23 protein-coding genes are annotated in these 25,413 nt (G+C 63.3%); 17 read left to right on the top strand and 6 right to left on the bottom strand.

The window, feature by feature from the left end:
- Positions 1–15: 15 nt before the first annotated feature.
- Entirely contained in the window at positions 16–675 is a 660-nt protein-coding gene (locus AX729_RS16355; protein ID WP_061024788.1) for a helix-turn-helix domain-containing protein, read from the top strand.
- Between the two features lie 32 nt (positions 676–707).
- On the opposite strand, the gene AX729_RS16360 is transcribed toward AX729_RS16355, so the two are convergent.
- Genes AX729_RS16360 through AX729_RS16370 form a run of 3 tightly spaced genes read right to left on the bottom strand, consistent with a single transcriptional unit; the run spans position 708 to position 3,898 of the window.
- Positions 708–1,292, bottom strand: coding sequence for an invasion associated locus B family protein (locus AX729_RS16360; protein WP_061024790.1), 585 nt, complete (start codon positions 1,290–1,292; stop codon positions 708–710).
- 19 nt (positions 1,293–1,311) lie between these two features.
- A complete protein-coding gene (locus AX729_RS16365) occupies positions 1,312–2,199 on the bottom strand; it encodes an alpha/beta hydrolase family protein (protein ID WP_061024791.1) in 888 nt (295 codons plus the stop codon).
- A gap of 10 nt (positions 2,200–2,209) precedes the next feature.
- Positions 2,210–3,898: an aspartate:alanine exchanger family transporter gene (locus AX729_RS16370; RefSeq protein ID WP_061024793.1), complete on the bottom strand. Its 1,689-nt coding sequence runs from the start codon at positions 3,896–3,898 to the stop codon at positions 2,210–2,212.
- A 140-nt stretch (positions 3,899–4,038) separates the two neighbouring features.
- On the opposite strand from AX729_RS16370, the gene AX729_RS16375 reads away from it, so the two are divergent.
- The 5 genes from AX729_RS16375 to AX729_RS16395 all read left to right on the top strand — a co-directional run bounded on the left by AX729_RS16375 (position 4,039) and on the right by AX729_RS16395 (position 11,479).
- On the top strand, positions 4,039–4,710 hold the full coding sequence (locus tag AX729_RS16375) for a YoaK family protein (protein WP_061024795.1): 672 nt from the start codon (positions 4,039–4,041) through the stop codon (positions 4,708–4,710).
- Complete coding sequence (locus AX729_RS16380; protein ID WP_061024797.1) at positions 4,707–6,464, top strand: SulP family inorganic anion transporter; 1,758 nt, start codon at positions 4,707–4,709, stop codon at positions 6,462–6,464. The genes AX729_RS16375 and AX729_RS16380 overlap by 4 nt, the downstream gene beginning before the upstream one ends.
- A gap of 82 nt (positions 6,465–6,546) precedes the next feature.
- Positions 6,547–9,300, top strand: a complete 2,754-nt coding sequence (locus AX729_RS16385) for a decarboxylase (RefSeq protein WP_061024799.1) — start codon at positions 6,547–6,549, stop codon at positions 9,298–9,300.
- An 11-nt stretch (positions 9,301–9,311) separates the two neighbouring features.
- Positions 9,312–11,012: an aspartate:alanine exchanger family transporter gene (locus tag AX729_RS16390; RefSeq protein WP_061024801.1), complete on the top strand. Its 1,701-nt coding sequence runs from the start codon at positions 9,312–9,314 to the stop codon at positions 11,010–11,012.
- 32 nt (positions 11,013–11,044) lie between these two features.
- Positions 11,045–11,479, top strand: coding sequence for a hypothetical protein (locus AX729_RS16395; protein ID WP_061024803.1), 435 nt, complete (start codon positions 11,045–11,047; stop codon positions 11,477–11,479).
- 99 nt (positions 11,480–11,578) lie between these two features.
- On the opposite strand, the gene AX729_RS16400 is transcribed toward AX729_RS16395, so the two are convergent.
- The gene (locus tag AX729_RS16400) at positions 11,579–12,007 is read right to left on the bottom strand and encodes a hypothetical protein (RefSeq protein WP_061024804.1); all 429 of its coding nucleotides are present in this window, start codon (positions 12,005–12,007) and stop codon (positions 11,579–11,581) included.
- A gap of 1,131 nt (positions 12,008–13,138) precedes the next feature.
- On the opposite strand from AX729_RS16400, the gene AX729_RS16405 reads away from it, so the two are divergent.
- On the top strand, positions 13,139–13,408 hold the full coding sequence (locus AX729_RS16405; RefSeq protein ID WP_061024806.1) for a hypothetical protein: 270 nt from the start codon (positions 13,139–13,141) through the stop codon (positions 13,406–13,408).
- Positions 13,409–13,733: 325 nt separating this feature from the next.
- Entirely contained in the window at positions 13,734–14,480 is a 747-nt protein-coding gene (locus AX729_RS16410; RefSeq protein WP_061024808.1) for an outer membrane protein, read from the top strand.
- Between the two features lie 227 nt (positions 14,481–14,707).
- On the opposite strand, the gene ppk2 is transcribed toward AX729_RS16410, so the two are convergent.
- Complete coding sequence (gene ppk2 / locus AX729_RS16415) at positions 14,708–15,508, bottom strand: polyphosphate kinase 2 (RefSeq protein ID WP_061024810.1); 801 nt, start codon at positions 15,506–15,508, stop codon at positions 14,708–14,710.
- Between the two features lie 43 nt (positions 15,509–15,551).
- Positions 15,552–16,007 carry a hypothetical protein gene (locus tag AX729_RS16420; protein WP_061024811.1) on the bottom strand — a complete coding sequence of 152 codons (456 nt, stop codon included), beginning with the start codon at positions 16,005–16,007 and terminating at the stop codon, positions 15,552–15,554.
- Between the two features lie 149 nt (positions 16,008–16,156).
- On the opposite strand from AX729_RS16420, the gene AX729_RS16425 reads away from it, so the two are divergent.
- From AX729_RS16425 to AX729_RS16465, 9 genes are all read left to right on the top strand, one after another.
- Complete coding sequence (locus AX729_RS16425; RefSeq protein ID WP_082770451.1) at positions 16,157–16,612, top strand: hypothetical protein; 456 nt, start codon at positions 16,157–16,159, stop codon at positions 16,610–16,612.
- Entirely contained in the window at positions 16,605–17,840 is a 1,236-nt protein-coding gene (locus tag AX729_RS16430) for an HlyD family secretion protein (RefSeq protein ID WP_061024813.1), read from the top strand. The genes AX729_RS16425 and AX729_RS16430 overlap by 8 nt, the downstream gene beginning before the upstream one ends.
- A gap of 12 nt (positions 17,841–17,852) precedes the next feature.
- On the top strand, positions 17,853–18,269 hold the full coding sequence (locus tag AX729_RS16435; protein ID WP_061024815.1) for a hypothetical protein: 417 nt from the start codon (positions 17,853–17,855) through the stop codon (positions 18,267–18,269).
- 85 nt (positions 18,270–18,354) lie between these two features.
- The gene (locus AX729_RS16440; protein ID WP_061024817.1) at positions 18,355–19,146 is read left to right on the top strand and encodes a DUF2092 domain-containing protein; all 792 of its coding nucleotides are present in this window, start codon (positions 18,355–18,357) and stop codon (positions 19,144–19,146) included.
- Positions 19,143–19,424: a hypothetical protein gene (locus AX729_RS16445; protein ID WP_061024819.1), complete on the top strand. Its 282-nt coding sequence runs from the start codon at positions 19,143–19,145 to the stop codon at positions 19,422–19,424. The genes AX729_RS16440 and AX729_RS16445 overlap by 4 nt, the downstream gene beginning before the upstream one ends.
- Positions 19,425–19,516: 92 nt before the next feature.
- Positions 19,517–21,400, top strand: a complete 1,884-nt coding sequence (locus AX729_RS16450; protein WP_061024821.1) for a sensor histidine kinase — start codon at positions 19,517–19,519, stop codon at positions 21,398–21,400.
- A 128-nt stretch (positions 21,401–21,528) separates the two neighbouring features.
- Positions 21,529–23,178 (top strand): DUF3300 domain-containing protein, encoded by a 1,650-nt coding sequence (locus AX729_RS16455; protein ID WP_061024832.1) that lies wholly within the window; start codon positions 21,529–21,531, stop codon positions 23,176–23,178.
- Positions 23,175–24,089: a DUF2950 domain-containing protein gene (locus AX729_RS16460; RefSeq protein WP_061024823.1), complete on the top strand. Its 915-nt coding sequence runs from the start codon at positions 23,175–23,177 to the stop codon at positions 24,087–24,089. Before AX729_RS16455 ends, AX729_RS16460 begins: the two co-directional genes overlap by 4 nt.
- Positions 24,073–24,552, top strand: coding sequence for a hypothetical protein (locus AX729_RS16465; RefSeq protein ID WP_061024826.1), 480 nt, complete (start codon positions 24,073–24,075; stop codon positions 24,550–24,552). Before AX729_RS16460 ends, AX729_RS16465 begins: the two co-directional genes overlap by 17 nt.
- Positions 24,553–25,413: the final 861 nt, after the last annotated feature.

Raw genomic sequence — 25,413 nt, forward strand, 5'->3', positions numbered from 1 at the left:
GTACGGAGTTCTGTAATGTTGATCAGGACCACGAGCCGCCCTGCGGTTGACGGACAATTGGCGGTCCTGGCCGGCGAGCCGGTCTCTTGCAGCGAATTCACTTATCGCAGAGGGACCGAAGTCTTCGGCGAGGGTGAGGCGGCCGACTACGTCTATCTGATCGTATCTGGCGCGATCCGGACCTACAAACTGCTCACCGATGGCCGCCGGCAGATCAACTCGTTCCATCTTCCGGGCGACATGTTCGGGCTCGAGAATGGCGCAGTTCATCGCTTCACGGCCGAAGCGGTGATCGAGACCCAGGTTCGCATCACGAGCCGGCGCGGCCTGCTCGAGAAGATCGAGAACCAGGAGGAGGGCCGGGCAAGCCTTCTCACCCTCGTCACGCGCAATCTCCAGCACGCGGAGAACCACATGCTTCTCCTGGGCCGGAAGACGGCGCTCGAGAAGGTCGCCGCATTTCTCCTGGAAATGGACGAACGGCAGTCCCATCCGAACAAGATGAGCCTGCCCATGAGCCGACGCGACATCGCCGATTATCTCGGATTGACCCTGGAAACCGTGTCCCGCGCTCTCTCGACGTTGCGGAATGACAAGATGCTGCGGTTCGACGGGCAGACGCAGCGACAGCTCGTGCTTCTGGATCGCAAAGGACTGGCGCAGCTCGACGCCTGACGGCAAAGAGCCGATGACCTGCCGGTCACCGTTCACTCGTCGATGTCTTGTTCGAACGTCTGCGCCGGAGCGCCTTTGTGGGTTGAGACGAACTGCGTCAGCGGCACCGACGTCGTCAGCGACAGCAGATTGGAATCGGTCATCTCCAACAGGAGCTCCTTTCCAGCTTCCATGTCTTTGATGATCTTTGGGTCGGCGACATCAGCCGCGATGCAGGTGTTGCTGAGGCACCAGGTGTAGGGCACATGATAGGAATTGCCTTGATCCACCGAGAGTTTGACAGGGTGCTGCAAGTACAGGCCGACCGGTAAGAACACTTGTAGTCGCCCGTTGCGGCCGTCGTCGGGCTCGATCAAGTCCACGCGGACGGCCACTTGGCCGGTTGGAAAGGTGCCGGTAATCGATGTCCGGCACAGCGTCGGAGCTCCACCTGCCTTGAAGCACAGCTTGCGCCAGCTTCCGTACGTGATGTCCTTCACCTCGCGCTGACCCCGGGGGGCGACTTCGGCAGGCTTGGCGGCGGGTGGCTTCTCGCGGGCGCCCGCGTCGCGCACCGTTGTCGTCGTCACGATAGCCAAAAGCAGCGAGACCGATAGACAGGAACGCGCGGTGATCATGGCCGTGTCTCCAAATATGTCAATTCGGCTGTCTTTGAGCCTCGAGAAACTTCGCGACGAGCGGCGACCAGATGGGGATTGCGTCCGGCGATCCTATGAAGAAGTGGCCCTCGTTGCCGAACGGAGGCATGAGATGATATTCGGCACGGCCGCCGGAGGCCGTGAAGGCCTCATGCATGCGCCTGGACAGTGCCGGACCGAAGAACGTGTCGTTCTCGATATAGATCCAGAGCATCGGTACGCGCGAGGTGCGGCCGAATTCGCCGGTTGCTTCGACCAGCTTGTCCGGCGCGCAGTTGTTGTTCGGCTTGCCGTCGACGCGGCCGCCGCGGCCGGCCGCAAAGGTGATGATCGCCTTGACTTGCGGCGGGTTGAGGCTCGACAAGGCGATGGACGCCCAGCCGCCGGCGGATTGTCCGATGACGATGACGTCGTTGGGCACGATGCGCTTGTCCGTGGCCATGTAGTCGATGATCCAGAGGTCGGCCTGCGCGAGCGCCATGCCGGGGGTGCGGAAATTTGGATTGCTGCACTTGCCGATCTTCGCGAAGAACGGGCCGTAGAGCCCGCGCTCGGGAATATCGATGGCGGCGGCGCCATAACCGGGTCCGACCGGTGCGACGACGAAATAGCCGCGCATGGCGAACCATTTGGCGGCATCCCGGAATTCCACCAAAGGAAAGAAGCTGCGCTCCGTCGGATTGAGCGAGACGCCGTGGTTCATGATGGCCAGTGGAAACGGGCCGTCGCCGATCGGTCGCACCACGTAGGCGAACGTCGGAAGCGGCAGCGGCAGCGCCCAGACCTCTTCCTGGATGCGGCGTGAGGCGGCCTGATCGTCCGCGCGTGCTGGCGCAGCGCTGCAGGCCAGCAGCAGCATCGCCGTCAGGAGTAGTCGAACGCTCATGCGTGTCTCCTCACCCGGTGAACGTGCAGGCCACGATGATCGGTCCGAGCACGGTCAGGACGACGTTGCCGACCGCGTAGGGAACGGCGACGCCGAGCACCGGCGTCTGACTTTCGGCAACTTCGCAGCATCCCGTCACGGCCGCATCGACCGTCATGGCGCCGGCGAGCGCGCCGCAGGTGATGACCGGGTTCATGCGAAGCACGTGATAGGCAAACAAGGTCGCGACGATCAGCGGAACCAGGGTGACGACGAGGCCCATGCCGACCAGCATCACGCCGTGCGCCTGAACCGCCACCCAGGCAGCCTGGCCGTTCGCGAGGCCGATCGCAGCGATAAAGCCGCCGAGGCCGAAGTCGCTCAGTGTCTGTTGTGCGGCCGGCGGCAGGGCGCCGAGGGTCGGGCGCCGCGAACGTACCCAGCCGCAGACGAGGCCCGCGATCAACGCGCCGCCGCCGCCGCCGAGCGTCAGCGCAATGTTGCCGACCTTGAAGCTGATCAGCCCCGCGAGCAGACCTGCGGCGATCCCGGCCGCGAGGAATGCGATATCGGTGCGGTCGCCGGAGCGCACGATCTGTCCGACCAGGGCGGCGGCGCGCTCGATGTTGCGGGTGGTGCCGACCATCGTCATGACGTCGCCGACATAGAGCCGCGTGTCGGGGCTCAAGGGAACCTCGCGGCCCATCCGGGTCAGCGTGCGCAGAAACACGCCGCGCGCGTCGTTGCCGAGGCGATCGGCGACCTCCTGGAGGGAACGGCCGTGAAGCTTGCGGTTATCGACCAGGACATCGACCACATTGCCCGGTATCGCTTTGAGAATTTCATCGGCATCGATCTCGGTCCCGATGACGGGTCGAGCGGCGACGATGGCGGCCGTTCGCCCGGCAATGACGATGTCGTCGCCCGCTTCGAGCACAGTATCCAGATGCGGTTCGATATCGGCGCCCTGCCGCACGATGCGCTCGATGACGGTGCGGCTGCCGATCTCCTCCTCGATCGCCTTGACGGTGCGGCCCGCGGCCGCGGCAACGCGATAGGCGCGGGCCTGGAATTTGCGATAGTGCAGGTTCTCTGTCTTGGGCGGCTCACCGCCAGAAAGCTCGGCTTCGAGCTTCTTCGCTTCGACCTTGAGGTCGATCCCCATCACTTTCGGTGCGAGCAACGGGACGTATATCAGCGTGAGAATATAGCCCAGCACATAGGTCACGGCATAGCCGGCAGCGATGTTGGCCTCCTGATGCTCCAGCACGTCCTTGGGGAGTCCGAGCTGGGCCAGCGCACCCGAGGCCGTGCCGATCACCGAGGACTGCGTCAATGCGCCCGCGGCAAGTCCCGATGCCGTGCCAGGGTCGAGCCCGAAGCCGAAGGCGAAGATGAGCACGATGATGAGGCCGGTGCCTCCGAGCACCAGCGCGAGCGCGACTTGCGTCAGCGTTCGGAGGCTCAGGGAAGCGAAGAACTCGGGCCCGGACCGATATCCGATGGTGAACACGAACAGGCTGAACAGCAGGATCCTGAGCACGGAGGGAAACGTGAAGGTGCCGAGCTGACCGATCAGCACCGCGACGATCAGCGTGCACGCCGTCGTGCCGAGGGAGAATCCGCGGATCTTGAGGCGGCCGAGAACGGTCCCGAGCGCAATCGATAGCAGCAGGAAGATTTCCGGCGCAGCAGAAATGATTCCACTGACTGCGTTCATGGCCGTGGATCCCCAGCGCTTTGTGGCAGCTCAAGCTGGGCTCGCGCGCGGCAGGGATGGTTGATCCAAATCAATCCTTTCATCCGCGGGGCCGCCCTTGATGGACCGATGCCGGACCTGCGACGAACCACGTCATCAACATGAGCTCGGTGGACACCGTCAGTGCTTCGCTGCGCCGCGACGAGACGGTATCGATCGCGCTGTTGCTGGCTTTCGTCGGCGGCTATCTCGACGCCTATACCTGGATCATCCATGGCGTGATGGCCAATGCCCAGACGGCAAACCTCGTTCTGCTGTGGGTCCATGGTTCGGCCGGGAATTGGGGCGACGCGCTTCATTTCGTGCCGCCAATCCTCGCATTCGCGGTCGGGATTCTGCTGGTGTCCTGGCTTCGCGGCGTCGCCGGACGACGTATCAGCGCCATCAGCACGCTCCTCGAAATCCTCCTGCTGGTGACGATCGGCGTCCTGCACAACCGCCTGCCGGATCTCGCCGGCACGCTCGGAATCTCCTTCGTTGCGGCGATGCAGACTGCGGTCTTCACCAAGGTCGATGGCGTGGCCTACAGCTCGGTGATGATCACCGGCAACATGCGCCAAGCGATCGAAGGCCTTTACACGGCTCTATCCGGTGGCGGGCCGCTGCGCCGCTCCGGCATATTTGCCGCGCTCTGCGTCGCTTTCGGCGGGGGCGCGGCCATCGGGGCCTTTGCGACCAAGGGCATTCCCGATCTTGCGCTCGGCATTCCCGTGACCGCTCTGCTGATTGTCCTGCTGCAGTGCGAGATCGAACGGAGCGAGGTGCCCGCATGAGTTCGCTGTCCGATCGAGGCGTGGGATGGTCGCGACTCCTTCCGGTCCCCGGCTGGCTTGTCGCCTATCGTGGCGAATGGCTGTCCTCGGACGCGGTGGCCGGAATTACGTTGGCAGCCTACGCGATTCCCGTATCGCTCGCCTATGCGACGCTCGCCGGCCTGACGCCGCAGGTCGGCATCTACTGCTACATGCTCGGCGGTGTCGGCTACGTCCTGCTCGGCTCGTCGCGGCAGCTCGCAATCGGTCCGACTTCGGCAATTTCGCTGATGATTGCCTCCACGGTCGGGGTGCTCGCCGGCGGGGATGCGGTGCGGTACGCGCAGATCGCCAGCCTCGCGGCCTTTGCGGTCGCGGTCCTGTGCTTCGTCTGCTGGCTGTTCAAGCTCAGCGTTCTCGTCCGTCTGGTCAGCGACAGCATTCTGGTGGGCTTCAAGGCCGGCGCCGGGCTCACCATCATCATGAGCCAATTGCCGAGCCTGTTCGGCGTGGCGGGCGGCGGGCACAATTTCTTCGATCGTGCGTTTCGGCTCGTCGCTCAGATCGGCGATACCAATCTTCTCATCCTGGCGATCGGCGCGGTGGCGCTCGTGCTCTTGCTGCTCGGCGAACGATTCCTGCCCGGAAAGCCGGTCGGCATCACGATCGTCGCGTTGTCGATCCTCGCGGCCACGCTGCTGGGTCTACCGGCTGCGGGCGTGCCTGTGACCGGGAAAATCCCGGAGGGACTGCCGACGCTCGCGCTGCCGACGTTTGGTCTCCTCCAGTTCGATGATCTCTTCCCGCTCGCCGCGGGATGTGTGCTTCTGGCCTACATCGAGGGCGTCTCGGCTGCGCGCAGCTTCGCTGCAAAGCACGGCTACGCACTGGATGTGCGGCAGGAATTCCTGGGGTTGGGAGCCGCGAATCTCGCCGCGGCCTGCGGCCATGGTTATCCCGTCGCCGGCGGGCTGTCGCAATCCGCCGTCAACGACAATGCGGGGGCGCGCACGCCACTTGCCTTGCTGTTCTGCTCGATTGCGCTGGCGCTGTGCCTGCTGTTCTTCACGGGACTGCTGACGAATCTGCCGAAGGCCGTCCTGGCCGCCATCGTCTTTGCCGCAGTGTATCGGCTCGTGGACGTCCAGGCTCTGCTGCGGATGTGGAAGGTCAGCAGGCTCGACTTCTATGCCGCGGCGATTGCGCTCGTTGCCGTTCTGTTGCTCGGCATCCTGCAGGGGGTCCTGCTTGCGTCGATTGCATCGATCTTCCTCCTGCTGGCGCGCGCATCGAATCCGAACGTTGCATTCCTCGGCAGGCTTCCGGGAACCGGCCGCTATTCCGACAGCGCCCGTCACGACGGCGTCGAGCCGCTCGTTGGCGTGATCGCGTTCCGTCCCGAAGCCTCTCTGCTCTACATCAATGCCGAAACCATCCAGACGGTGGTTCTCGAAGCCGTGAAGAACTCGTCTGACGTGAAGTTGGTGGCCTGCGATCTCTCCGCATCGCCCTACATCGATCTGGCTGGCGCGCGTATGCTGAGAGATCTCCATGACGAGCTCGCTGCTCGTCACGTCGCTTTCTGCATCGTCGGCGCTCACGCGCAACTGCGCGACCTGCTGCAGGCGGAGGGGCTCGCGGAGAAGACCGACAGCTCGCAGTGGCTGCGATCGCTCGACGGCGTCCTCGGCGACTTTCAGGTCGAACAGCCACTGTTGCAACGCGAAGCGCCGATCCAAACGCCGCCAGCGCCCCCGATATCTCGCGACCGTTGACTTGGATCAATGGAGCGGTCCCCCCGCCGCCCACGGTCCACCGTCACCTTCCTTGCGAGCCGATGAGAACCGGGAGATACAGATGTCCAAGGACGCCAAGCCAACGCAGAAGCGTATCGATCAGTTCTTTTCGGGGCCCGGTGCACGGGCCGACGATTGGCGTGACCTGGTGGATGCTGCAAAGGCGTGGGCCCGCGGCGGCGATCGCGCGAAGTACGATGCGGCGCTGGCCGATCTCTCGGTCACGGAGGAGTTTCACGGCTATCCCGGCCTGCAACTGATGGCGGCGCTGCGCGAAGCAGCGGCGGCCGGGGATGGGGCAACGTCGCTTGCCCTTGCGACACGGATCACCCAGGCGTTGGCAACGCGATCCTTCCGCCAGCATGCCGGCGATTGGAACACGAAGGATGACGGCGACGGCGATGTGCCCGAGCTGGTCCCGCCGACCTTCGGCGCGCATACGACACGCAGGCCCTATTTCGAGACGCTGATCGTCACCGGGCTGTCCCCCGGCCACTGGCCGGCGCTCGCTGGCGAATGGCGCAAGCTGCGGCGCCCGGTCGACGCCTTCGTCTATGAGCCGGTCATCGTCGGCAGCCTCGAAGACGCCTTCTGCGCGACGATGCTCAACCCCAACATCGGGGCCGTCATCATCAACGAGGGGTTTGGCCTGCGTTCGCGGCACAATGCGCCGGTGCTCCGTTCGATCACGGCGTCGGCGGGCCTCAACGACGAGTCCGATGCCTCCGCGCTGCGGCTTGCACAGATCATCAAGCGTGTCAGGCCCGAGCTCGACCTGTACATGATCTCGAATCGCGACGTCGAGGAGCTGGCCGGCAGCCCCGAAGCCAGCGTCATCCGCCGCATCTTCTATTCGGTGGAGGAGTTGCTCGAGCTGCATCTGTCGATCCTCGAAGGCATCCAGGATCGCTACGACACGCCGTTCTTCGACAATCTCAAGAAATACGCGCAGCGCCCGATAGGGACGTTCCACGCGCTGCCGATCGCCCGCGGCAAATCCATCTTCAAGTCGGACTGGATCCGCGACATGGGCGAGTTCTACGGCCCGAACCTGTTCCTGGCCGAGAGCAGCGCCACCACCGGCGGCCTCGACAGCATGCTGGAGCCGACCGGCAACATCAAGAAGGCGCAGGAGAAGGCCGCCCGCGCCCTCGGCGCCGACCGCGTCTTCTTCGTCACCAACGGCACCTCGACCTCGAACAAGATGGCGGTGCAGGCGCTGCTCGCGCCCGGCGACATCGCGATCGTCGACCGCAACTGCCACAAGTCGCACCATTACGGCATGGTGCTCGCAGGCGCGCAGCCGCTCTATGTCGAAGCCTTCCCGATGACGGAATATTCGATGTACGGCGCCGTGCCGCTGAAGTCGATCAAGCAGGCGCTGCTCAGCGCAAGGGCTGATGGCCGGCTCGAGCGGGTCAAGATGCTCGACCTCACGAACTGCACCTTCGACGGCCACATCTACAACACCCGGCGGGTGATGGAGGAATGCCTCGCCATCAAGCCCGACCTGATCTTCCTATGGGATGAAGCCTGGTTCGGCTTCGCGCGCTTCTCGCCCTTCCTCCGCCGGCGCACGGCGATGGGGGCCGCCAGCGAAATCGAGGCATGGATGCATGATCCGAAGTCGGTCGCGGCCTATGAGAAGCAACAGGCCGAGCTCGGCAAGAATCCGTCGGACGAGGCGTTGCTCAAGACACGGTTGATTCCCGATCCGCGCCAGATCCGGTTGCGCGTCTATCAGACCAATTCGACCCACAAATCGATGTCGGCGATCCGGCAGGGCTCCATGCTCTCGGTCAAGGACGTCGAATTCCACACGGTCGAGCAGCAGTTCAAGGAGGCCGTCTTCACCCACGCCTCCACCAGTCCGAACCAGCAGCTCATCGCCAGCCTCGACATCTCGCGGCGGCAGATGGAGCTGGAGGGCTACGGCCTCGTCGCCAACGCGATCGAGATCGCGCTCGCCATCCGCCACGCCGTCAACAACAACCCGCTGCTCTCGAAGTATTTCCGCATTCTCGGCGCCGACGCCATGGTGCCGGCGCAATACCGCCAGAGCGGCTTCACCGATTATCTCGCGCCGGGCGTCAACTGGGCGAATACGTTGAAGAGCCTGGACGAGGACGAGTTCTGCCTCGATCCCACCCGAATGACGCTGGTGTGCGGCACGGCCGGCTACGACGGCACCCAGTTCAAGGGCATCCTCGCCAACGACTACAACATCCAGGTCAACAAGACCTCACGCAACTCGGTGCTGGTCCAGTCCAACATCAACAACACCCGCAGCGACGTCGCGCATCTGATCCGCGTCCTCGCGGAGATCGCGGGCGAGGTCGATCGCGGGCTCGCGCAGGGCGGAGCCAACGCGAAGAAGACTTTCGAGGCGCGGGTCAAGAGCTTGATGACCGACGTGCCTGACCTGCCGAATTTCTCGCATTTCCACCCGAGCTTCCGCGGCGATGCCGGCACCAAGACCAACGAAGGCGACATCCGCACCGGCTTCTATGCCGCCTATGACGTGGCGGGGTGCGAGCATATCCGCCTCAACGATCCCGAGATCGACCGGCGGCTGAAGTCCGGGCCCGAGCTCGTCTCGGCCAATTTCGTGATCCCGTATCCGCCGGGCTTCCCCATCATGGTTCCCGGCCAGGTCATTACCCAGGAGACCATCGACTTCATGCGCAAGCTCGATGTGAAGGAGATCCATGGCTACGACGCCAAGGAGGGCTTGAAGCTCGTACGCACCGAAGCTCTGGCGAAGATCGGCCGGCCCAAGCCCGCCGCCGCGCCCAAGCTCAAGGCCGCGTCATAAGGAGACGCAACATGCAGAGCTTTTTCACATTCCTGCAGCAGAACCCCTTTCTGTTGCTGTTCTTCGTCGTCGGGCTCGCCGTCTGGATCGGACGGGTCAGCATCAAGGGCTATGGCCTCGGCATGGTCGCCGGTGCCATCGTGGTCGGCGCCGGTCTGTCGGTGTGGGCGTCCGTCTATGGGGTCAAGCTCGAGCTGAACAACTTTGCCAAGAGCCTGTTCTACTATCTCTTCATGTACGGCGTCGGCTTGCGCGTCGGGCCGTCCTTCGTCAACAGCCTGAAGGGCGATGGGCTCAAGTTCTGCGTCTTGGCGGTGGTGTCCAGCGTGCTGGGTCTGGCGCTCGTCGTCATCTTCTCGAAGCTGTTCGCACTGCCGATTGGCGCCGCCGGCGGTATGCTGGCGGGATCGCAGACGATGTCGGCCGCAATCGGTTCGGCGGAGCAGGCCATCACGTCGGGCGTCGTCAAGCTGCCCGAGGGCATGAAGCCGGAGGATGCTTCCGGCATGATCGCGCTGTCCTACGGCATCACCTATATCTGGGGGACGATCGGCATCATCCTGATCTGCAAATACCTGCCGCGCTGGTGGGGCGTGGACGCCAAGGCGGCGGCGAAGAAGTACGAAGAGGAATTCGGCGTCAAGGATCTCGAAGGCGGCGGCCTCACCGGCTATCGCCAGTTCGGCCTGCGTGCCTACCGGCTGGAGAATCCAGCCCAGGCCGGCATGAGCATCGCCAAGTTCCGCGCCGTCAATCCCGAATACCGCATTGTCAACGTGGTGCGCAGCGGGGAATCCCTGGGAGCTGATCCCGACCTCGTGCTGCAAAGGGCCGACGTCGTCGCGCTTGGCGGCGCGACCGCGCATCTCACCGACAAGATGGGCCTGATCGGGCCCGAGGTCGCGGATGCCAAGGCGCTCGGAATTCCCATGGATCAGGCCGACATTCTCGTCACCAACAAGGAGATGGTCGGACGCACGTTCGAATCGTTCCGTGACACCGCATTGGCCGGCCAGTTGCAGGTGACCAAGGTCGAGCGCGGCGGCGTGCCGTTTCCAGCGGGTCTCAAGACCGAGCTGCAGCGGATGGACATCGTCTCGGTTGTCGGCCTCAAATCGGCCGTCAATGAACTTGGCGAGATGTGGGGGCGCATCGCCCGGACCAACACGTCGACCGATCTGCTGACGCTCGCGGCCGGCATGATCATCGGCTTCCTGATCGGCATGGTCGAATTCCCGGCTTTCGGCGCCAAGATCGGGCTCGGCAATGCCGGCGGCCTGTTGCTGTCGGGCGTGATCGTCTCCTCGCTGGTCTCGCGGCTGCGCTTCTTCGGCAACACGCCGAATGCGGCGCGCAACGTGCTGGAGGATCTCGGCCTCGTCGTCTTCGTCGCCATCGTCGGCGTCAATGCCGGCGCAGGGCTGCTGGCGCAGCTGACAGGTGCGGTTGCCCTGAAGATATTCGTTGCCGGCTTCATTGCCTGCACGATCCCGCCGTTCGTCGTCTGGGCGATCGGGTACCACGTCTTCAAGATCAATCCGGCCGTGCTGATGGGCGGCGTCGCCGGTGCGCGGTCGCATTCCGGTCCGTGCCGTGAGGCCGCGGTCGAGATCCAGAGTTCCGTGCCCTGGATCGGCTTCCCGGTCGGCTACGCGGTCTCGGGCATCCTGCTCACCGTATTCGGCTACTTCGCGATGATCCTGGCTCAATAACCGGCGCTACAATCAAAAGGGGAAGTGACATTATGAGAAAGCGTTCTATCGGCGCCGTCCTGGCTACCTCGCTCGCAATCGTTGCCGGCTTCACCACGCCATCGCGTGCCGAGACCGGCGAGGTGGCGGTGGTCTTCACCAAGGGCGGCTTCGTCATCGGCGTCGGCGGCGGCGAGGGGGTTCTTGTGCTCCGCGGCAAGAGATACCCCTTCACGGTCTCCGGCATGAGCGTCGGCTTCACGATCGGCGCTTCGACCACCAAGCTGGTCGGTCGCGCCCTCAACCTGAGGGGCCCCGCTTCCATTGAAGGCTCTTACGCCGCAGGCGGAGCGGGCGGGGCGGTTGCCGCGGGAGCCGGCGTCGTTCAGTTGCAGAACGCGAACGGCGTCATCCTTCAGCTCAGCGGCCCGAAAGTCGGCGCGGAGGTGTCGGCAGCGGTTGGTGGCGTGACGATCCGCTTGAAGTAAGCGAGGTGACGGGCCGCGCCGATGCGTGGCCCGCTTTCCTGCGCGGTGGGATGCGTTTCACGTATCCTCTTTTGGACGATTCGCGAGCGGCGTCAGCGATCACCAGAAGCCGAATCTCTCGACTTTCCATTGTCGTGCGACCCGAACCGTAGGCGGTATCGCACGCCTGTGCGCAATTCTGCGGTGACGTTGCAGCTTTGCGTCCCGCATCTTCTGCGCATGCGGTGGTTCGATCGCATTCGGCGGAAGCAACTGTGCCATTGCGCTCCGCGCTGTGGCAGGCACGTCGGCGACCAATGCCGGCGCAACGACGCTATCCTTGCTCGCGATCTGCGGAAGAATGACTGGCGGTGCGCTGGTATCGAAAACGATGCGCTCCGGCCATTTCCGATCGGAGTGAATGCGGGCAGCGGGCGAGCCGTCCTCCGCGCTTGCGGTGACCTGCGATGTCGCAAAATACGCGTTGGACATGAGCAGCAGCGCAAACAGCCCTGCGCCGACGAAGAGAAAGTACCGTGCCAAGGGCATCTTGGTTCCTTCATCCCCGCCCGGATATGAAGACAATGTTATGTGCGTGTCGATCGAGGGTGATGCCGATCTCTCGATCAACTGAGTGCCGCGGTACCGGCGGCAGGCCGGTCCCCTCGATCGGGGACGGGCCTGTCGGCGTAGTCTAGTAGCAGGGCGGGTATGGCGCGTATCCGCAGCGTGCATAGGCTCCAGTCGCGGCGGCTCCGACGGCCGCCGCCCCGACGCCGACCGCCACTCCGCGGCGGACTGGTGCCCGGACGACGCCGGCACCGGGAGCACCAACGCCAACCCCCGGGCGTCCGACGCCAACGCCGGCGCGTCCGCCGCGTGCGAATGCGTCAGTTGAAATCATCGCAACGCAGCTGATGCCGAGGATGGCAGATGCGGCGAGGCAAGTAATGATTTTACGTGACATGATTGATCTCCTTTCCAGGGTTGATCAAACGTCACGCTATTCCTCCTATGCGGGTTGGGATTGATGTAGAACAACAACCTGAGCGTCCGTCGTCACGCGTTGTGCGTGCTGTGTCAAAGCGCGGAGGCCGCCAATGACACGTGAAGTCTTTGACGTCCGCTCTCTGCCGACAGCGGCATCCGATCTGATGTTCACTTCAGCGTCCGACGCGAGAATGCCGACGATGGGCGCGACAATCGATCGCCACCATCGAGATGTAGTTTACTCTCGACTCTTCATCTGAAAAGGAATCCACTGAATTCATCACCGTCCGACCGGACGACCATCGGTGATGCAGGGGTGTTGTACTTCCGTTTGCTCAGGGGGGTGTCATGCCGCAGGTTCAGCGCAGCACAGATCAGTCCGCCGATTTTGGATGTCGCTTCGCGACGACAGCGGGAGGCGCGCCTCCAAGCCAGGAGCTTTGCGCGTTTGAACTTCCCGGCTGCAATGCATGCCCCAGGGCGCTCCGGGTCGCACGCATCGTGAGACGTGAGGAAGATCCGATGAAGTCGGAGCTCTGGCGCGCGTGGATTGCGCGCGTCGCACATCCCTGACTGACGGTCTGAAGTTTCCCGCATCATGGCAGCCTTCCTGACCATTGATACGGATCAACCTGGGGACTCGACTTCCGGCCAGCTTGGTGCAGCGGCAATGCAGCACTGGGGCAGCCGATGGCCTTCACCTGGTATGTCACCTTTGAAGTTCACAAGCGCGGTGTTTTGCCCAGGAGGCGAAGCCCGCGGGAGACCAGAACGTTTGAAACGGAGGCGCAAGCCAGGAGTTTTGCGCGAGCCAAATTCGACGAGGGGCTGATCGTCTACGCCGGCACGATCAACCCATCGATCCCGAGACGATTGATTCCCTCTGGCGAAATCTCGCATTGGATTGGAGACGGGCAAGATCGAAAGATCGTCGATCCCGATAACGAAGGCTCCGGATGAGCCGGAGCGGCAGCCGGTTCCGCGATGGCAGCCCACTTCATGCGAAACAAGGCAGGTTGAACGCCGAGTTCGGCAGGAGCCGCTTCCCCCAACCTCAGCCCTGCAACGTGCTTGCACTCTGGCCGTCGACTCCGGAGCGACGAGCAGGCCGGCAACATCATCCGCAAGTCCTCCAAAGGATCGATTTTCCATTTTATCCCGCGTGTGGCCATTTTGATACATGGGCAGCGGGACAACGTGCGTACCGTCGCGAATTGGAAGCGCGCATTGGAAAAATCGACGTCGTTCAAAATCCGAACGAACTGCGATGAGGATGGAGACTCAGATGAAGACTTATCTTTTAGTTACAGTTGGGGTGCTGGCATTGTTGGGTGCGGCGCCCGCGTCCGCGGCAGATATGGCGGTCAAGGCAGCGCCGCCCCCCGTTATGGCTCCGATCTACAACTGGACCGGTTTCTATATCGGCGGCAATGGCGGCTGGGGTCAGAGCCACAATTGCTGGGATTTCGTTACGCCCGGAGGCGTGGTTGCCGACGGTTGTCGGGATCGGTCCGGAGGCGTCATCGGCGGGCAGCTCGGCTATCGCTGGCAAGCCGGTCAGTTCGTGTTCGGCCTTGAAGGACAGGGCGATTGGGCCGACCTCAGCAGTTCGCGCGCCAGCTTGATCAACCCGGCGTTCTCCACCCGCACCAAGACCGATGGCATCGGCTTGTTTACCGGCCAGATCGGCTACGCCTGGAACGCGGCGCTGCTGTACGTCAAGGGCGGCGCAGCCGTCACCGGCAATACCTTCGACATATTCAACGCGGCCGGAGTCAGCGTCGCCTCCGCGAGCTCGACCCGATGGGGTGGCGTCGTCGGCGTCGGCTTCGAGTATGGCTTTGCTCCGAATTGGTCGGCAGGCATCGAGTACGACCACTTGTTCATGGGTGACGCGAACAACTCGTTCTCGGTCGCAAATCCGATCGTTGCGGGGGCGGTCAACCGGATCAGCCAGGACGTGGATATGCTCACCTTGCGCATCAACTACCGGTTCGGCCCAATGTCCCAGCCGGTTGTGGCAAGATACTGACCGATCCGAACGTCGTATCGCTTGGAATGCGGGCCGGCAGAAATGCCGGTCCGGTCGGGAGGCGTGGCTTCGTCGCTCGGAAGATCGTCTACCGAGCGGTCTCGAAGATCCAGCGTCGCCGACGAGGCTGAAGACAGCAGCCTCGACTATCGCAATGTCGGAAGTCCCTTGCTGCCATGGCGAGGGCCGTACCAGCGTTGCTTGATGTTCGTTGAGCTTCGCTGCGGTCAATATCGCTCGGCGACGAAGTTCATTCCGCGCAAGCCCGCCTGGTCATTGTAACGTTCCTTGTCGGAGCGTGGCGGCAGCTTGACCTTGTCCTTCTTGATCCGCTTGTAGGGGATCGCCTTCAGCAGATGCGCGATGCAGTTCAACCGGGCCCGGCGCTTGTCGTCGGAGCGGATGATGTACCATGGCGCGTGTTTTGTACTGGTCCGCTTGAGCATGAGATCGCGTGCCCGCGAATACTCGTACCAGAGGCGATAGGATTCGAGATCCATCGGGCTCAGTTTCCATTGCCGGACTGGATCGTCGATCCTGGCCCTGAAACGGCGTTCCTGCTCGTCCATTCCGACCTCGAGCCAGATCTTGACCAGGATGATTCCGCCGTCGATGACGTACTTCTCCATTTGAGGACAGAGGGTCAAGAACCGGTCGTGCTCCTTGGGCGTACAAAAGCCCATGACATATTCGACGCCCGCGCGGTTGTACCAGCTCCGGTCGAAGATCACGATCTCTCCGCCGGCGGGAAACTGTTCCATATAGCGCTGGAAGAAGAGTTGGGTCTTTTCCCTATCGGAGGGCGCTGGAAGCGCGACGACGCGAAACACCCGCGGACTGACTTTCTCCGTGATGGCCTTGATCGTGCCGCCCTTGCCGGCGGCGTCCCTCCCCTCGAAGAGGACGATGACACGCAGCTTGTTCGCCTTCACGAAGTCCTGGAGGTGGCACAGCTCGATCTGGAGCTTCTCGAGATGCTTCTCATAGTCCTTGCGCTTCATGCGTTCGGCAGGTTCGTTCTTTGCCATGCGTCCCTCTTCGTAACCTCTGCTCCGACGGCGTCACGACAGGCTAGTCGTCTCCCCAGGAGATCGTCACGCCGATGTCCCCCGGCATGCCACCCGGGAAATCGATGATCTGGTAGGCGATGCGATAGCCGCGCGGCTTCAGATAATCCGTCCAGAGCTGGAATATCTCCTTCGGAATGCCGGTCAGCGTGTTCTCCCAGCCGGGCTCCATCTGGTTGATGGCGCGTCCCTTGTCCGTGCACAGCGTGTTGGGGAAGCGGTAGACCTGCACTTCCGTGAGGCCGTTTCGCACCGCACGCTGGATGACGGTCGAGGCGAGCTTGATCTTCTCCTCCTCGGACTTCCCCGATGGCTTGCTCAGCCGTTCGATCAGGGCCTGCTTCTCGGCTTCGGCGGCGGTGGCGAGGCGCACATATTGCTCTGCTTTCTCGGCCTCCTTCAGCGCGGCTTCCTTCCTGATCTGCGTTGCACTGGGGATGAGATCGTCAATGCCTGGCATGGCGGCGGCTCCTGATTGCTGGTTTGTTCCAGTTATCGAGGCTAGGGGGGGCGAAGTTCATTCCCTTGATGCAAATCAAGCAATTCGACCGCGGCCTCGTCACTCTCACCGCAGTTTGGGGGACGCTCGGTCCCGGTCAGGAGAGAACGTTGAGCGAGCAGCTGCACCCGTTGGGCCCGCATCACCTGCCCTTCTACATCATTGCGCCCGGTGAGACCGACTGGCTGATGGTGGGGACCGGGCTGTTCCTGATCGGTGCCGTTTTCAGCGTCGGACTGCTTTATTGGTATCTGCACAGCCTGCCCGAGCGCATGGCCCACAAGACGCAGAAGCTGCAGTTCGAGATCGTGGCAGTGCTGGGCCTGATCGCGCTGTTCACGCACGAGCATCTCTACTGGATTGCCGCGCTGGTGCTTGCGATGATCGAGCTTCCGGACTTCGGGACGCCCTTGCGCAGCATTGCAGGATCGGTCGAGCGGATCGCGGACGGTGCATCGCCGAGCGGCGGCGATCGGGTGATCGTCGATGATGCCTCTTCGACGGAAGCGCGGGCCGAGAATCTGCTTCCGGCGGCATCCAGCAGCAAGGTACCCAGCCATGCTTGAGCTCACCATCTGCTCACTGTTGACGATTCTTCCGGACTATCTCTACCGGCGTTTCGTGCAGGGTAAGCGGTTCGGCAAGGAGATCACGCTCTTCTCCGTCTGGTACGAGCTCAGATGGGGCATCACCGGCTGCCTGATGCTGACGGTGTCGCTGATCACGAGCGTCTTCTTCTTCCATCCGTCAACCCAGAACGCGGCGTTGCTGTTCCGGACGGTCCCGATCCTGCCCGAAGGCTCGGGGCGCGTAGCCGAAGTCAATTTCGGCTACAGCGCGGCGGTGAAGAAGGGCGACGTCCTGTTCACGCTGGACAGTTCGAAGCAGAAAGCCGCGCTCGAAACCGCCACCCGCAAGGTCGCCGAAATCGATGCCTCACTGGAGTCCGCGAAGTCCGACGTGGCCAAGGCTGAAGCGCAGCTTGGGGAAGCAAGGGCCAACTATCAGCAGGCCAAGGACGAACTGGAAGTCAAGATCGAGCTGCAGCGCCGCAACCCCGGCATCGTAGCCCAGCGGGACATCGAGAAGCTCCAGGTGATCGTCGATCAGCGGCAAGCGGCAATTGATGCGGCGACCGCCGTGTTGCAGTCGGCGACCTTGCGCGTCTCGACGTTGTTGCCGGCGGAGAAGGCGAGCGCTCAAGCCGCGCAGGCCGAGGCTCAGGTGGACCTGGACAAGACCTTCGTTCGCGCCGGCGTCGACGGACGCGTCGAACAATTCCTCATTCGCGTCGGCGACGTGGTCAATCAGTTGATGCGGCCCGCCGGCATCCTCATTCCCGAGGGCGCCGGTCAGGCCAAGTTGCAGGCCGGATTCGGCCAGATCGAGGCCGGCATCATGCGGGTAGGGATGGTGGCCGAGGCGACCTGCATCTCGAAGCCGTGGGTGATCATCCCCCTGGTGGTGACGTCCGTTCAGGACTACATCGCAGCGGGTCAGTTCCGGTCAGGCGAGCAACTCATCGAGGCACAGAACCTCGCCAAACCGGGCACCATTCTCGTGTTCCTCGACCCGCTTTACAAAGGCGGTCTCGTTGGGGTGACGGCCGGCAGCAGCTGCATCGTCAATGCCTACACCAGCAATCACGACGAGATCGTCGATCCCAAGACGTCGACGGCTCGCAAGGTCGCGCTTCACGTCATCGACGGAATTGGGTTCGTGCATGCGTTGCTGCTGCGCATCCAGGCGCTGTTGCTGCCATTCAAGACGCTGGTGTTCGGAGGCGGCCACTGATGGAGCAGATGGATGCATGATGTGAGAGCACTGGTCGCGGGAGCAGCGCTATCGCTCGGCGCCTCGTTCGTATCGGCCGGCGGCGCGGGCGCCGTGGAGCTGAACGGTGCCTGGGCGACCAGCGCGGATCAATGCGACAAGGTCTTCAGCCGCGAGGGCGGAAAGCTCGGCTTTTCCGACATGTCCGAAGTCTACGGCGGCGGCTTCATCGTCGACGGCAAGCAGTTGATCGGCAAATCCGCCCGCTGCACCGTCACGGCGAGGAAGGACGACGGCATAAACGTCAACCTGGTCGCGTCCTGCGCGACCGACATCATGCTGTCCAGCGTTCAGTTCAGCCTGAAGCAGCTCGATGCGAACAGCATCGCCCGACTGTTTCCGGGGATGGAAGACATGGAGATCAGGTATCACCGCTGCCCGTTCAACTGAGCAGACGGCTGCGCAGGCTTGATGCATGTCAAGCATACTGTGTGCGGGCAGGCGTCAAGTGCCGTTCATCCCCGGGAGGATAGACATGACATCCAAGAGACGAGTTCACAAGACGATCTATGCGCTGCTCGGAGCAGCGACGGTCGTGGCCGCTTTCGGCGCTCGGGCGCACGCGGACGATCCGGCCAAGATTCTCAAGTCGATGTCGGACCATCTCGCCGGCCAGAAGACGCTGTCCGCGTCCTTCGACAGCGACATCGAGATCATCACGCCCGAACTCCAGAAGATCCAGTTCGCGAGCTCCGGCGAGATCAAGATGAGCCGCCCGGACAAGCTCCGGGTCAGGCGCACCGGCGGCTATGCCGATGTCGAGCTGGTCTATGACGGCAAGCTGATTTCGATCTATGGCAACAATGCCAAGAGCTATGTCCAGGCAGACGCGCCCGGGACAATCGACAAGATGATCGACGCTCTTCAGGCGCGTTCCGGTGCCGGCATGCCGGGTGCCGACCTGCTGCTCTCCAATGTGTTCGACGAACTGATGGCCACGGTCATCGAAGGCAAGCATATCGGGCAAGGGGTGGTCGACGGCGTCGAGTGTGAGCATCTCGCATTCCGCACGCCAGACACCGACTGGCAGATATGGATCGAGACCGGCGCCAAGCCCGTGCCGCACAAATACGTCATCACCAGCAAGACGATGGCGGGTGCGCCGCAATATACGCTCCGGATCAAGAACTGGAAGACCGATGCCTTGGACGCCGCCGCCTTCGCGTTCGCTGCGCCGGCGAACGCCACCAAGGTCGATCTGGAGGGCGCCGTAATTGCAGAGTTCGACGAGCTTCCCCCCGGCACACCGTCAGGAGCAAAGAAATGATCGCATTGCGAAAATTCGTTCTGTCCGCCGCTGCCGTGGCGGCTTTTGCGGCCGGGTTGTCCTGCAACGAAACCGGCGGCCTCATCGAAGGAAGCTTCTTTGCCGAGGCCCAGGCCAGGATCGGGCGCCCCTTGACGCCCATGAGCTATGCCGGTGTTGCCCGGAGAACGACACGCCGCGCGGTCGCCGTAGGAGCGGCCGGAGCTGCCGGTGCCTACTACGGATCCTCCTGCGTGCAGGTCGTGGATGCCTACGGGCGGGTCGTGACGCGCTGCTGAGCAAACCTGCCTGGGGCAAGCCGTTTCCGCCGTGCGGCCGGCCTCCAATTGTGCTGTGATGGAGTCGATCATCACGGCAGGCGAAGGTGAGCATGAGCGGACGCGTCCCCATCGCTGCAGCCGTCTGGTCCGGCCGGCCCGCGTGTCTTGCCGCTTGCCTGATGGCGTTTCTGGTGATCCTCTGCGGATCGGCAGTCGGCGCCGATCGCAGCGAGCCCAAGCGGATTCTGTTGCTGCATTCCTTCGGGCGGGACTTTCGTCCGTGGAGCGAATATGCGCTGAGCATCAAAGCCGCGCTCGAGCAGAACGCGCCGTGGCCGCTGGATGTCCAGGAGCACACGCTGCTGACGGCACGGTTCAACAATCCCGGGCCGGAAGGACCGTTTGTGGATTACCTCCGCTCGCTTTATGCGGGCGTACCCCCGGATCTTGTTGTGAGCATCGGGGCGCCGGCTGCTCGATTTGCCCAGAAATATCGCGATCAGCTCTTTCCCGATGCGCCGATGGTCTTCACCGTGGTCGAAGACCGGCTGGTGAACCGTGCGGACTTGACCGACAACGACACCGTGGTCTCGGTCCGGAACAATTTCACGGCCGTCTTCGACGGCGTCCTCAAAGTTCTGCCGAACACGAAGACGATCGCCGTCGTAATCGGAGCCTCTCGCCTGGAGAAGTTCTGGTTCGACGAGATCAGGCGCGAAGCGACGGCTTTCGAAGGGCGCGTGGCATTCGTCTGGTACAACGAACTGTCGTTCGACGAGATTCTGAAGCGAGCATCGGTACTTCCGCCGAACACGGTGCTGTTCTGGGGCTTGATGTCCGTCGACGGCACCGGCATCGTGCATGAAAGCGATCTGGCCCTGCGCCGTCTTCGCGCCGTCGCAAATGCTCCGATATTTTCCTACCAGGAGCCGTTTTTCCACGGCTATACGGTCGGCGGGCCCATGCATTCGATCAGCGCGACCACGACGAAGACGGTCGATGCCGTGATCCGCATCCTGGCCGGCGAGAGACCAAGCACGATCAAATTCGAGCCCCTCCAGCTCGGGTCTCCGAAATACGATTGGCGCGAAATGCAGCGTTGGGGCATCAGCGAGAGCGACCTGCCCGCTGGAAGCGAGGTTCTGTTTCGCCAGGCGGGGATCTGGGAGACGTACCGCTGGCAGATCGCGGTGATAGCCACCGTCATCCTGATCCAGGCAGGTCTGATCAGCGGCTTGCTCTACGAGCGACGCCGGCGGCTCGTAGCCGAGGTCGAGTCGCGACAGCGTCTCGCGGAACTGGCCCACGTCAACCGGTATGCGGCCGCCGGCGAGCTGGCCACGTCGATCGCCCACGAGCTGAATCAGCCGCTGGGGTCGATCCTGACGAACACCGAGACGGCGGAGCTGATGTTGAAGAGCAGTTCGCCCAATCTGGTGGAAATCGGAGAAATTCTCGCCGATATCAGGCGCGACGACCAGCGGGCCAGCGAGGTAATCCGCAGGCTGCGCAGTATCCTGAAGAAGACGCCGTTCGAGATCGCCAATATCGACCTCAACGCCACGGTGGGGGAGACGATCAGGCTGTTGTCAGCTGTCAGCGACGGGCGACGTATTGCCCTGAAATTTGCGCCGTCCACCAGCGTATTGCGGGTCAAAGGCGATCCCATTCAGCTTCAGCAGGTCGTCCTCAACCTGATCATCAACGCGATCGACGCGATCTCGCAGGCCGGCGCGGCGGAGCGAGAGATCAACGTGGCTACGGCCCGGTCCGACGCGTTCGCGGAGATCCGGATTGCCGACAGCGGGCCGGGGATTGCTCCCGCGGACGTGAAGAACATCTTCAACCCGTTCTTCACCACCAAGCCGCACGGCATGGGCATGGGCCTTGCGATCGTCAGGACCATCGTCGAAGCCCATGGCGGCAAGATGTTTGCCGAGAACCAGCCATCGCGCGGTGCGCTGTTCACGATCCGGCTGCCGCTCGTGCGTTGATCGCCGGTCGCTGAGCCGCCGGCTGACGCATCGCAGCAAATCGCATGCGCGAGGTTTCCTTGATCCTTGTCAACGAAGTTCCGAGTGCGTCACCGATGCTGACAGCCGCCTCGTCAATGGAGGATGTGATGTTTCGTAGCGGCAAGATCCTGATTGCGCTCATGCTGTTCATGGCGATACCCGTCGCGACGTTTGCGCAGACGCCTGACAAACCGGCGGCCGCGGCGGCGCAACCGGCAAGCCCGGCCGCGCCGACCGCGGAGCTGCTGAAGCCCGAGCAACTGGAGGCGCTCGTGGCGCCAATCGCTCTCTACCCGGACGATCTGCTCGCAAACGTGCTGGCCGCTTCCACCTACCCGCTGGAGGTGGTGCAGGCGGACCGATGGCTGAAGGAGCGCAAGTCGCTGAAGGGCGATGCCTTGAAGGTCGAAGTCGACAAGCAGCCCTGGGACGACAGCGTCAAGGCGCTCGCGAGCACGGCGGACGTTCTCGCCATGATGAGCGACAAGATCGAGTGGACCAAGAATCTGGGCGATGCGTTCCTCGCCCAGCAGCCGGATGTGATGGACGCGATCCAGCGCCTGCGCAGCAAGGCTTACGACAACAAGAAGCTGGTGACGACGAAGCAGCAGAAGGTCAGCGTCCAAACCCAGGAGAACAAGCAGGTCGTCGTGATCCAGTCGGCGGATCCAGAGATGATCTACGTGCCGTACTATGATCCGGCAACGGTCTATGGGTCGTGGCCCTACGCGGAATATCCACCCTACTACTTCGGATATCCGTCCTATATCGGTGCCGGCGTGATCGCTGCGGGTCTGGCCTTCGGGACGGCCTGGGCGATCGGACGCTGGGGCAATTATTGGGGGGGCGGCTGCAATTGGGGTAATCGCAACGTCTACGTCAATCACCGGGCCACCAACATCAACGCCGGCTGGCAACATAATCCGACGCATCGTCAGGGCGTGCGCTACAACAATGCGAACGTATCGCAACGCTTCGGCAGCAACAACCTGAAGGCGGGCACCGCGGACCGGATGGATTTCCGCGGCCGCGACGGGCAGCAGGTGTTGAAGCCTGGCCAGGGCGCGGGCGAGCGTGCCGGAGACCGGGCAGGTGATCGGGCAGGCGATCGGGCCGGTGCCGCGGATCGCGCCGGTAACCGCGATGGCGACCGCGCGGGCTCCGCTGACCGGGCCAAGGGCGGCGGAGATCGTGCCAAGGGCGGTGGCGATCGCGCCAAGGGCGGCAGTGACCGCGCAAAGGGCGGCGGAGACCGCGCAAAGGCAGCGAACCGGAGTAGCGGCGGTGGCAATCGTGGCGGTGCCATGAACGTGTCTTCGGGCAAGGCTGCGGCTGCGGCGTCGAACCGCGGGCGATCGAGCATGGCGAGCGCGGCTCCGCGCGGCGGAGGCGGTGCGCCGAGCATGGCCGGCCGCGGAGGTGGCGGAGGTGCCGCAATGCGCGGCGGAGGCGGCGGTGGAGGCGGACGCGGAGGTGGCGGCGGCGGCCGTCGTTCCGACATCGCGCTGAAGCACGATATCGTCCTGCTCGGCCATCTCGGCAATGGGCTCGGCTACTATCGCTTCAGCTATACCGGCAGCGATAAAGCCTATGTCGGCGTCATGGCGCAGGAGGTCGAACTGGTCATGCCGAACGCGGTCATGCGCGGCAGCGACGGGTATCTGCGGGTCCATTACGAGAAGCTCGGCCTGAAGTTCCGCACCTACCGCGACTGGCTCGCCGCCGGCGCGACGATCCCGGCGGAGGTCACGCGATGATCAGCCTGAGATCATGTCGTCGCGCTGCTTTGCCTTGCGTCATGGCGCTCGCGCTGATGAGCTCCGCGAGCCTGGCGCAGCAATCCTACCAGACGCCTGAACAAGCGGCGTCCGCGCTCGCTGCCGCGGTCAAGAGCGGTCCGCGTGAGATCCTGAAAGTCCTCGGCAGATCGGCGGCCGACATCGTCTCGTCCGGAGACGAGGTCGCCGATGCCGATATCCTTGCACGCTTCGTCTCCATGTATGACTCCAAGCACGCGATCAAGGCGGAGGGCAACAAAAAGGCCACGCTGATGCTCGGACCCGAGGACTTCCCGTTTCCGATTCCGCTCGTCAACACCAGAACGGGCTGGGAGTTCGATACCGACGAGGGACGCATCGAGGTGCTTCGTCGCCGTATCGGCCGCAACGAGCTCGATGCGATCCAGACTTGTCTCGCCTATGTCGATGCGCAGAACGAATATGCCGACAAGGATCGCGGCGAGGGCACAGGCGTCTACGCGCAACGCTTTGTCTCTACGGCCGGCAAGAAGGATGGGTTGTTCTGGTGGGACGACAGCGACCCGAGCCCGCTCGGCGTGCTGGCGGCACAGGCCTCGGCCGAAGGCTACAAGGCCGGTGAGAAGCCGGCGCCGTATCACGGCTACTATTTCCGCATCCTCAAGGCCCAGGGGTCCGATGCGCCGGGCGGCGCGCTCAACTACGTCGTCAAGGGCAAGATGATCGGCGGCTTCGCGTTGATCGCCTGGCCTGCGGAATACGGAAATTCCGGCGTCATGACCTTCCTCGTCAATCACGCGGGCACCGTCTACCAGAAGGACCTCGGCAAGCGCACGGAGTTCGTCGCCCAGCGCACCACGCTGTTCGATCCCGACCAGACCTGGAAGAAGGTCGATGCCGCAAAGCCGTGATCGCATCTGCGACCACAACCGCCTTGCACGGCGCGCGTTCCTCGTTCGCCTGGCGGCGCTGGCGCTCCTGGCCGTTTCAGTGCCGGTGACGCCGTCGCTTGCCCAGGCATCCGGCCAGGTGCGAGTCAAGATCGTGAAGGCGGGTCTGCTCGTCGGTGGCGGCGCCGGCAGCGGTGTCCTGACCTATCGCGGCCGCAACTATCCTTTCCGGATCACTGGCGTCAGCCTTGGCATCACCGCGGGTGCGACGGTCGGACGGCTCGATGGCTGGGCGTCGGGCATTCGCGACATCGGCGACTTTGCCGGCACCTACACGTCCGCCGGTGGCGGCGCCGCCCTGGTCGGCGGCGTCAATGCCGTCCATCTCAGGAACGAGAAGGGCGTCACGATGGTGCTGCAGGGACCAGAGGCTGGGGTGGAATTCGCCGCCAATCTCAGTCGAGTCACGATCTCGCTGAAGTGAGAGTGCGCATCGTCACCCGTCAAGCATCGCGAGACATCTCGAATTGTCGGTGCATTCGATTTCGACTGGAGATGCCGTGCGGAACGAGAAGCTCGGATGCCATGCCGCTGACGCCGTTCCGCCACGCAGCGCAGGCGGAAGACGCTTTCGCAGTTCGCTGCTGGGCCTCCAGCTCAAAGAACTCCCTAGCTGAGTCTCAACTGAGGACTTGCTCAGACTTGAGCCCATCAAAGAGACAGTAAAGCATGATGGGGATGAGACCTGATCTTTGCAACGACGGAGGTGCACTACCTCTCCCGCTGGCCGGAGTGGTAACGGCCCGCGGCAAATCGATTCGAGCTAAAGCCATTCGGCTTTAGCTTTGCCCATCTGGATCAAAGTCCTGTGTCGCCCCTTGTCAACCCTCTCCGCGAAAACATTCCACTTTACCGAAATTCGGATTTGTCGTATGTGTCGCCCATCCCGGCTCATCCTTGAGGGGCGATCGTGTGGTCGTCATGTTCGCGAGCCGGGCTTGCGGTGGACGCGGCAGCGTCGGGCGCGAAAGGCCGGGGCAGGGCGGATTGCTCTCCGTGAGTCCTTGGCATCGCGCGGACGAACGGCGCTGTCAGGCTTCGTCTCGCCTGCAAGTTTCCGGCTCCGTCGACAGGGCCGGGAAAACTGCGGCGAAATGGCGGGCCGTGCGTACGGCAAAACCGTGTGGTCCTGGCCGTCGTTGCTACGGTCAAGCCCTTGCGAATGCGGCAGTCGCGTCAACCGGCGCGGTGCCGGTGACTTTCGCCGGGGCGAGGGAGGCCAGAGGGAACTCGGCTCCCGGGAGAGCGCGGCATAAGCCGTCCGACCATCGCGCAGGGAAGGCCG

This window comes from Bradyrhizobium sp. CCH5-F6 (genome assembly GCF_001556045.1).
GTDB lineage: Bacteria > Pseudomonadota > Alphaproteobacteria > Rhizobiales > Xanthobacteraceae > Bradyrhizobium.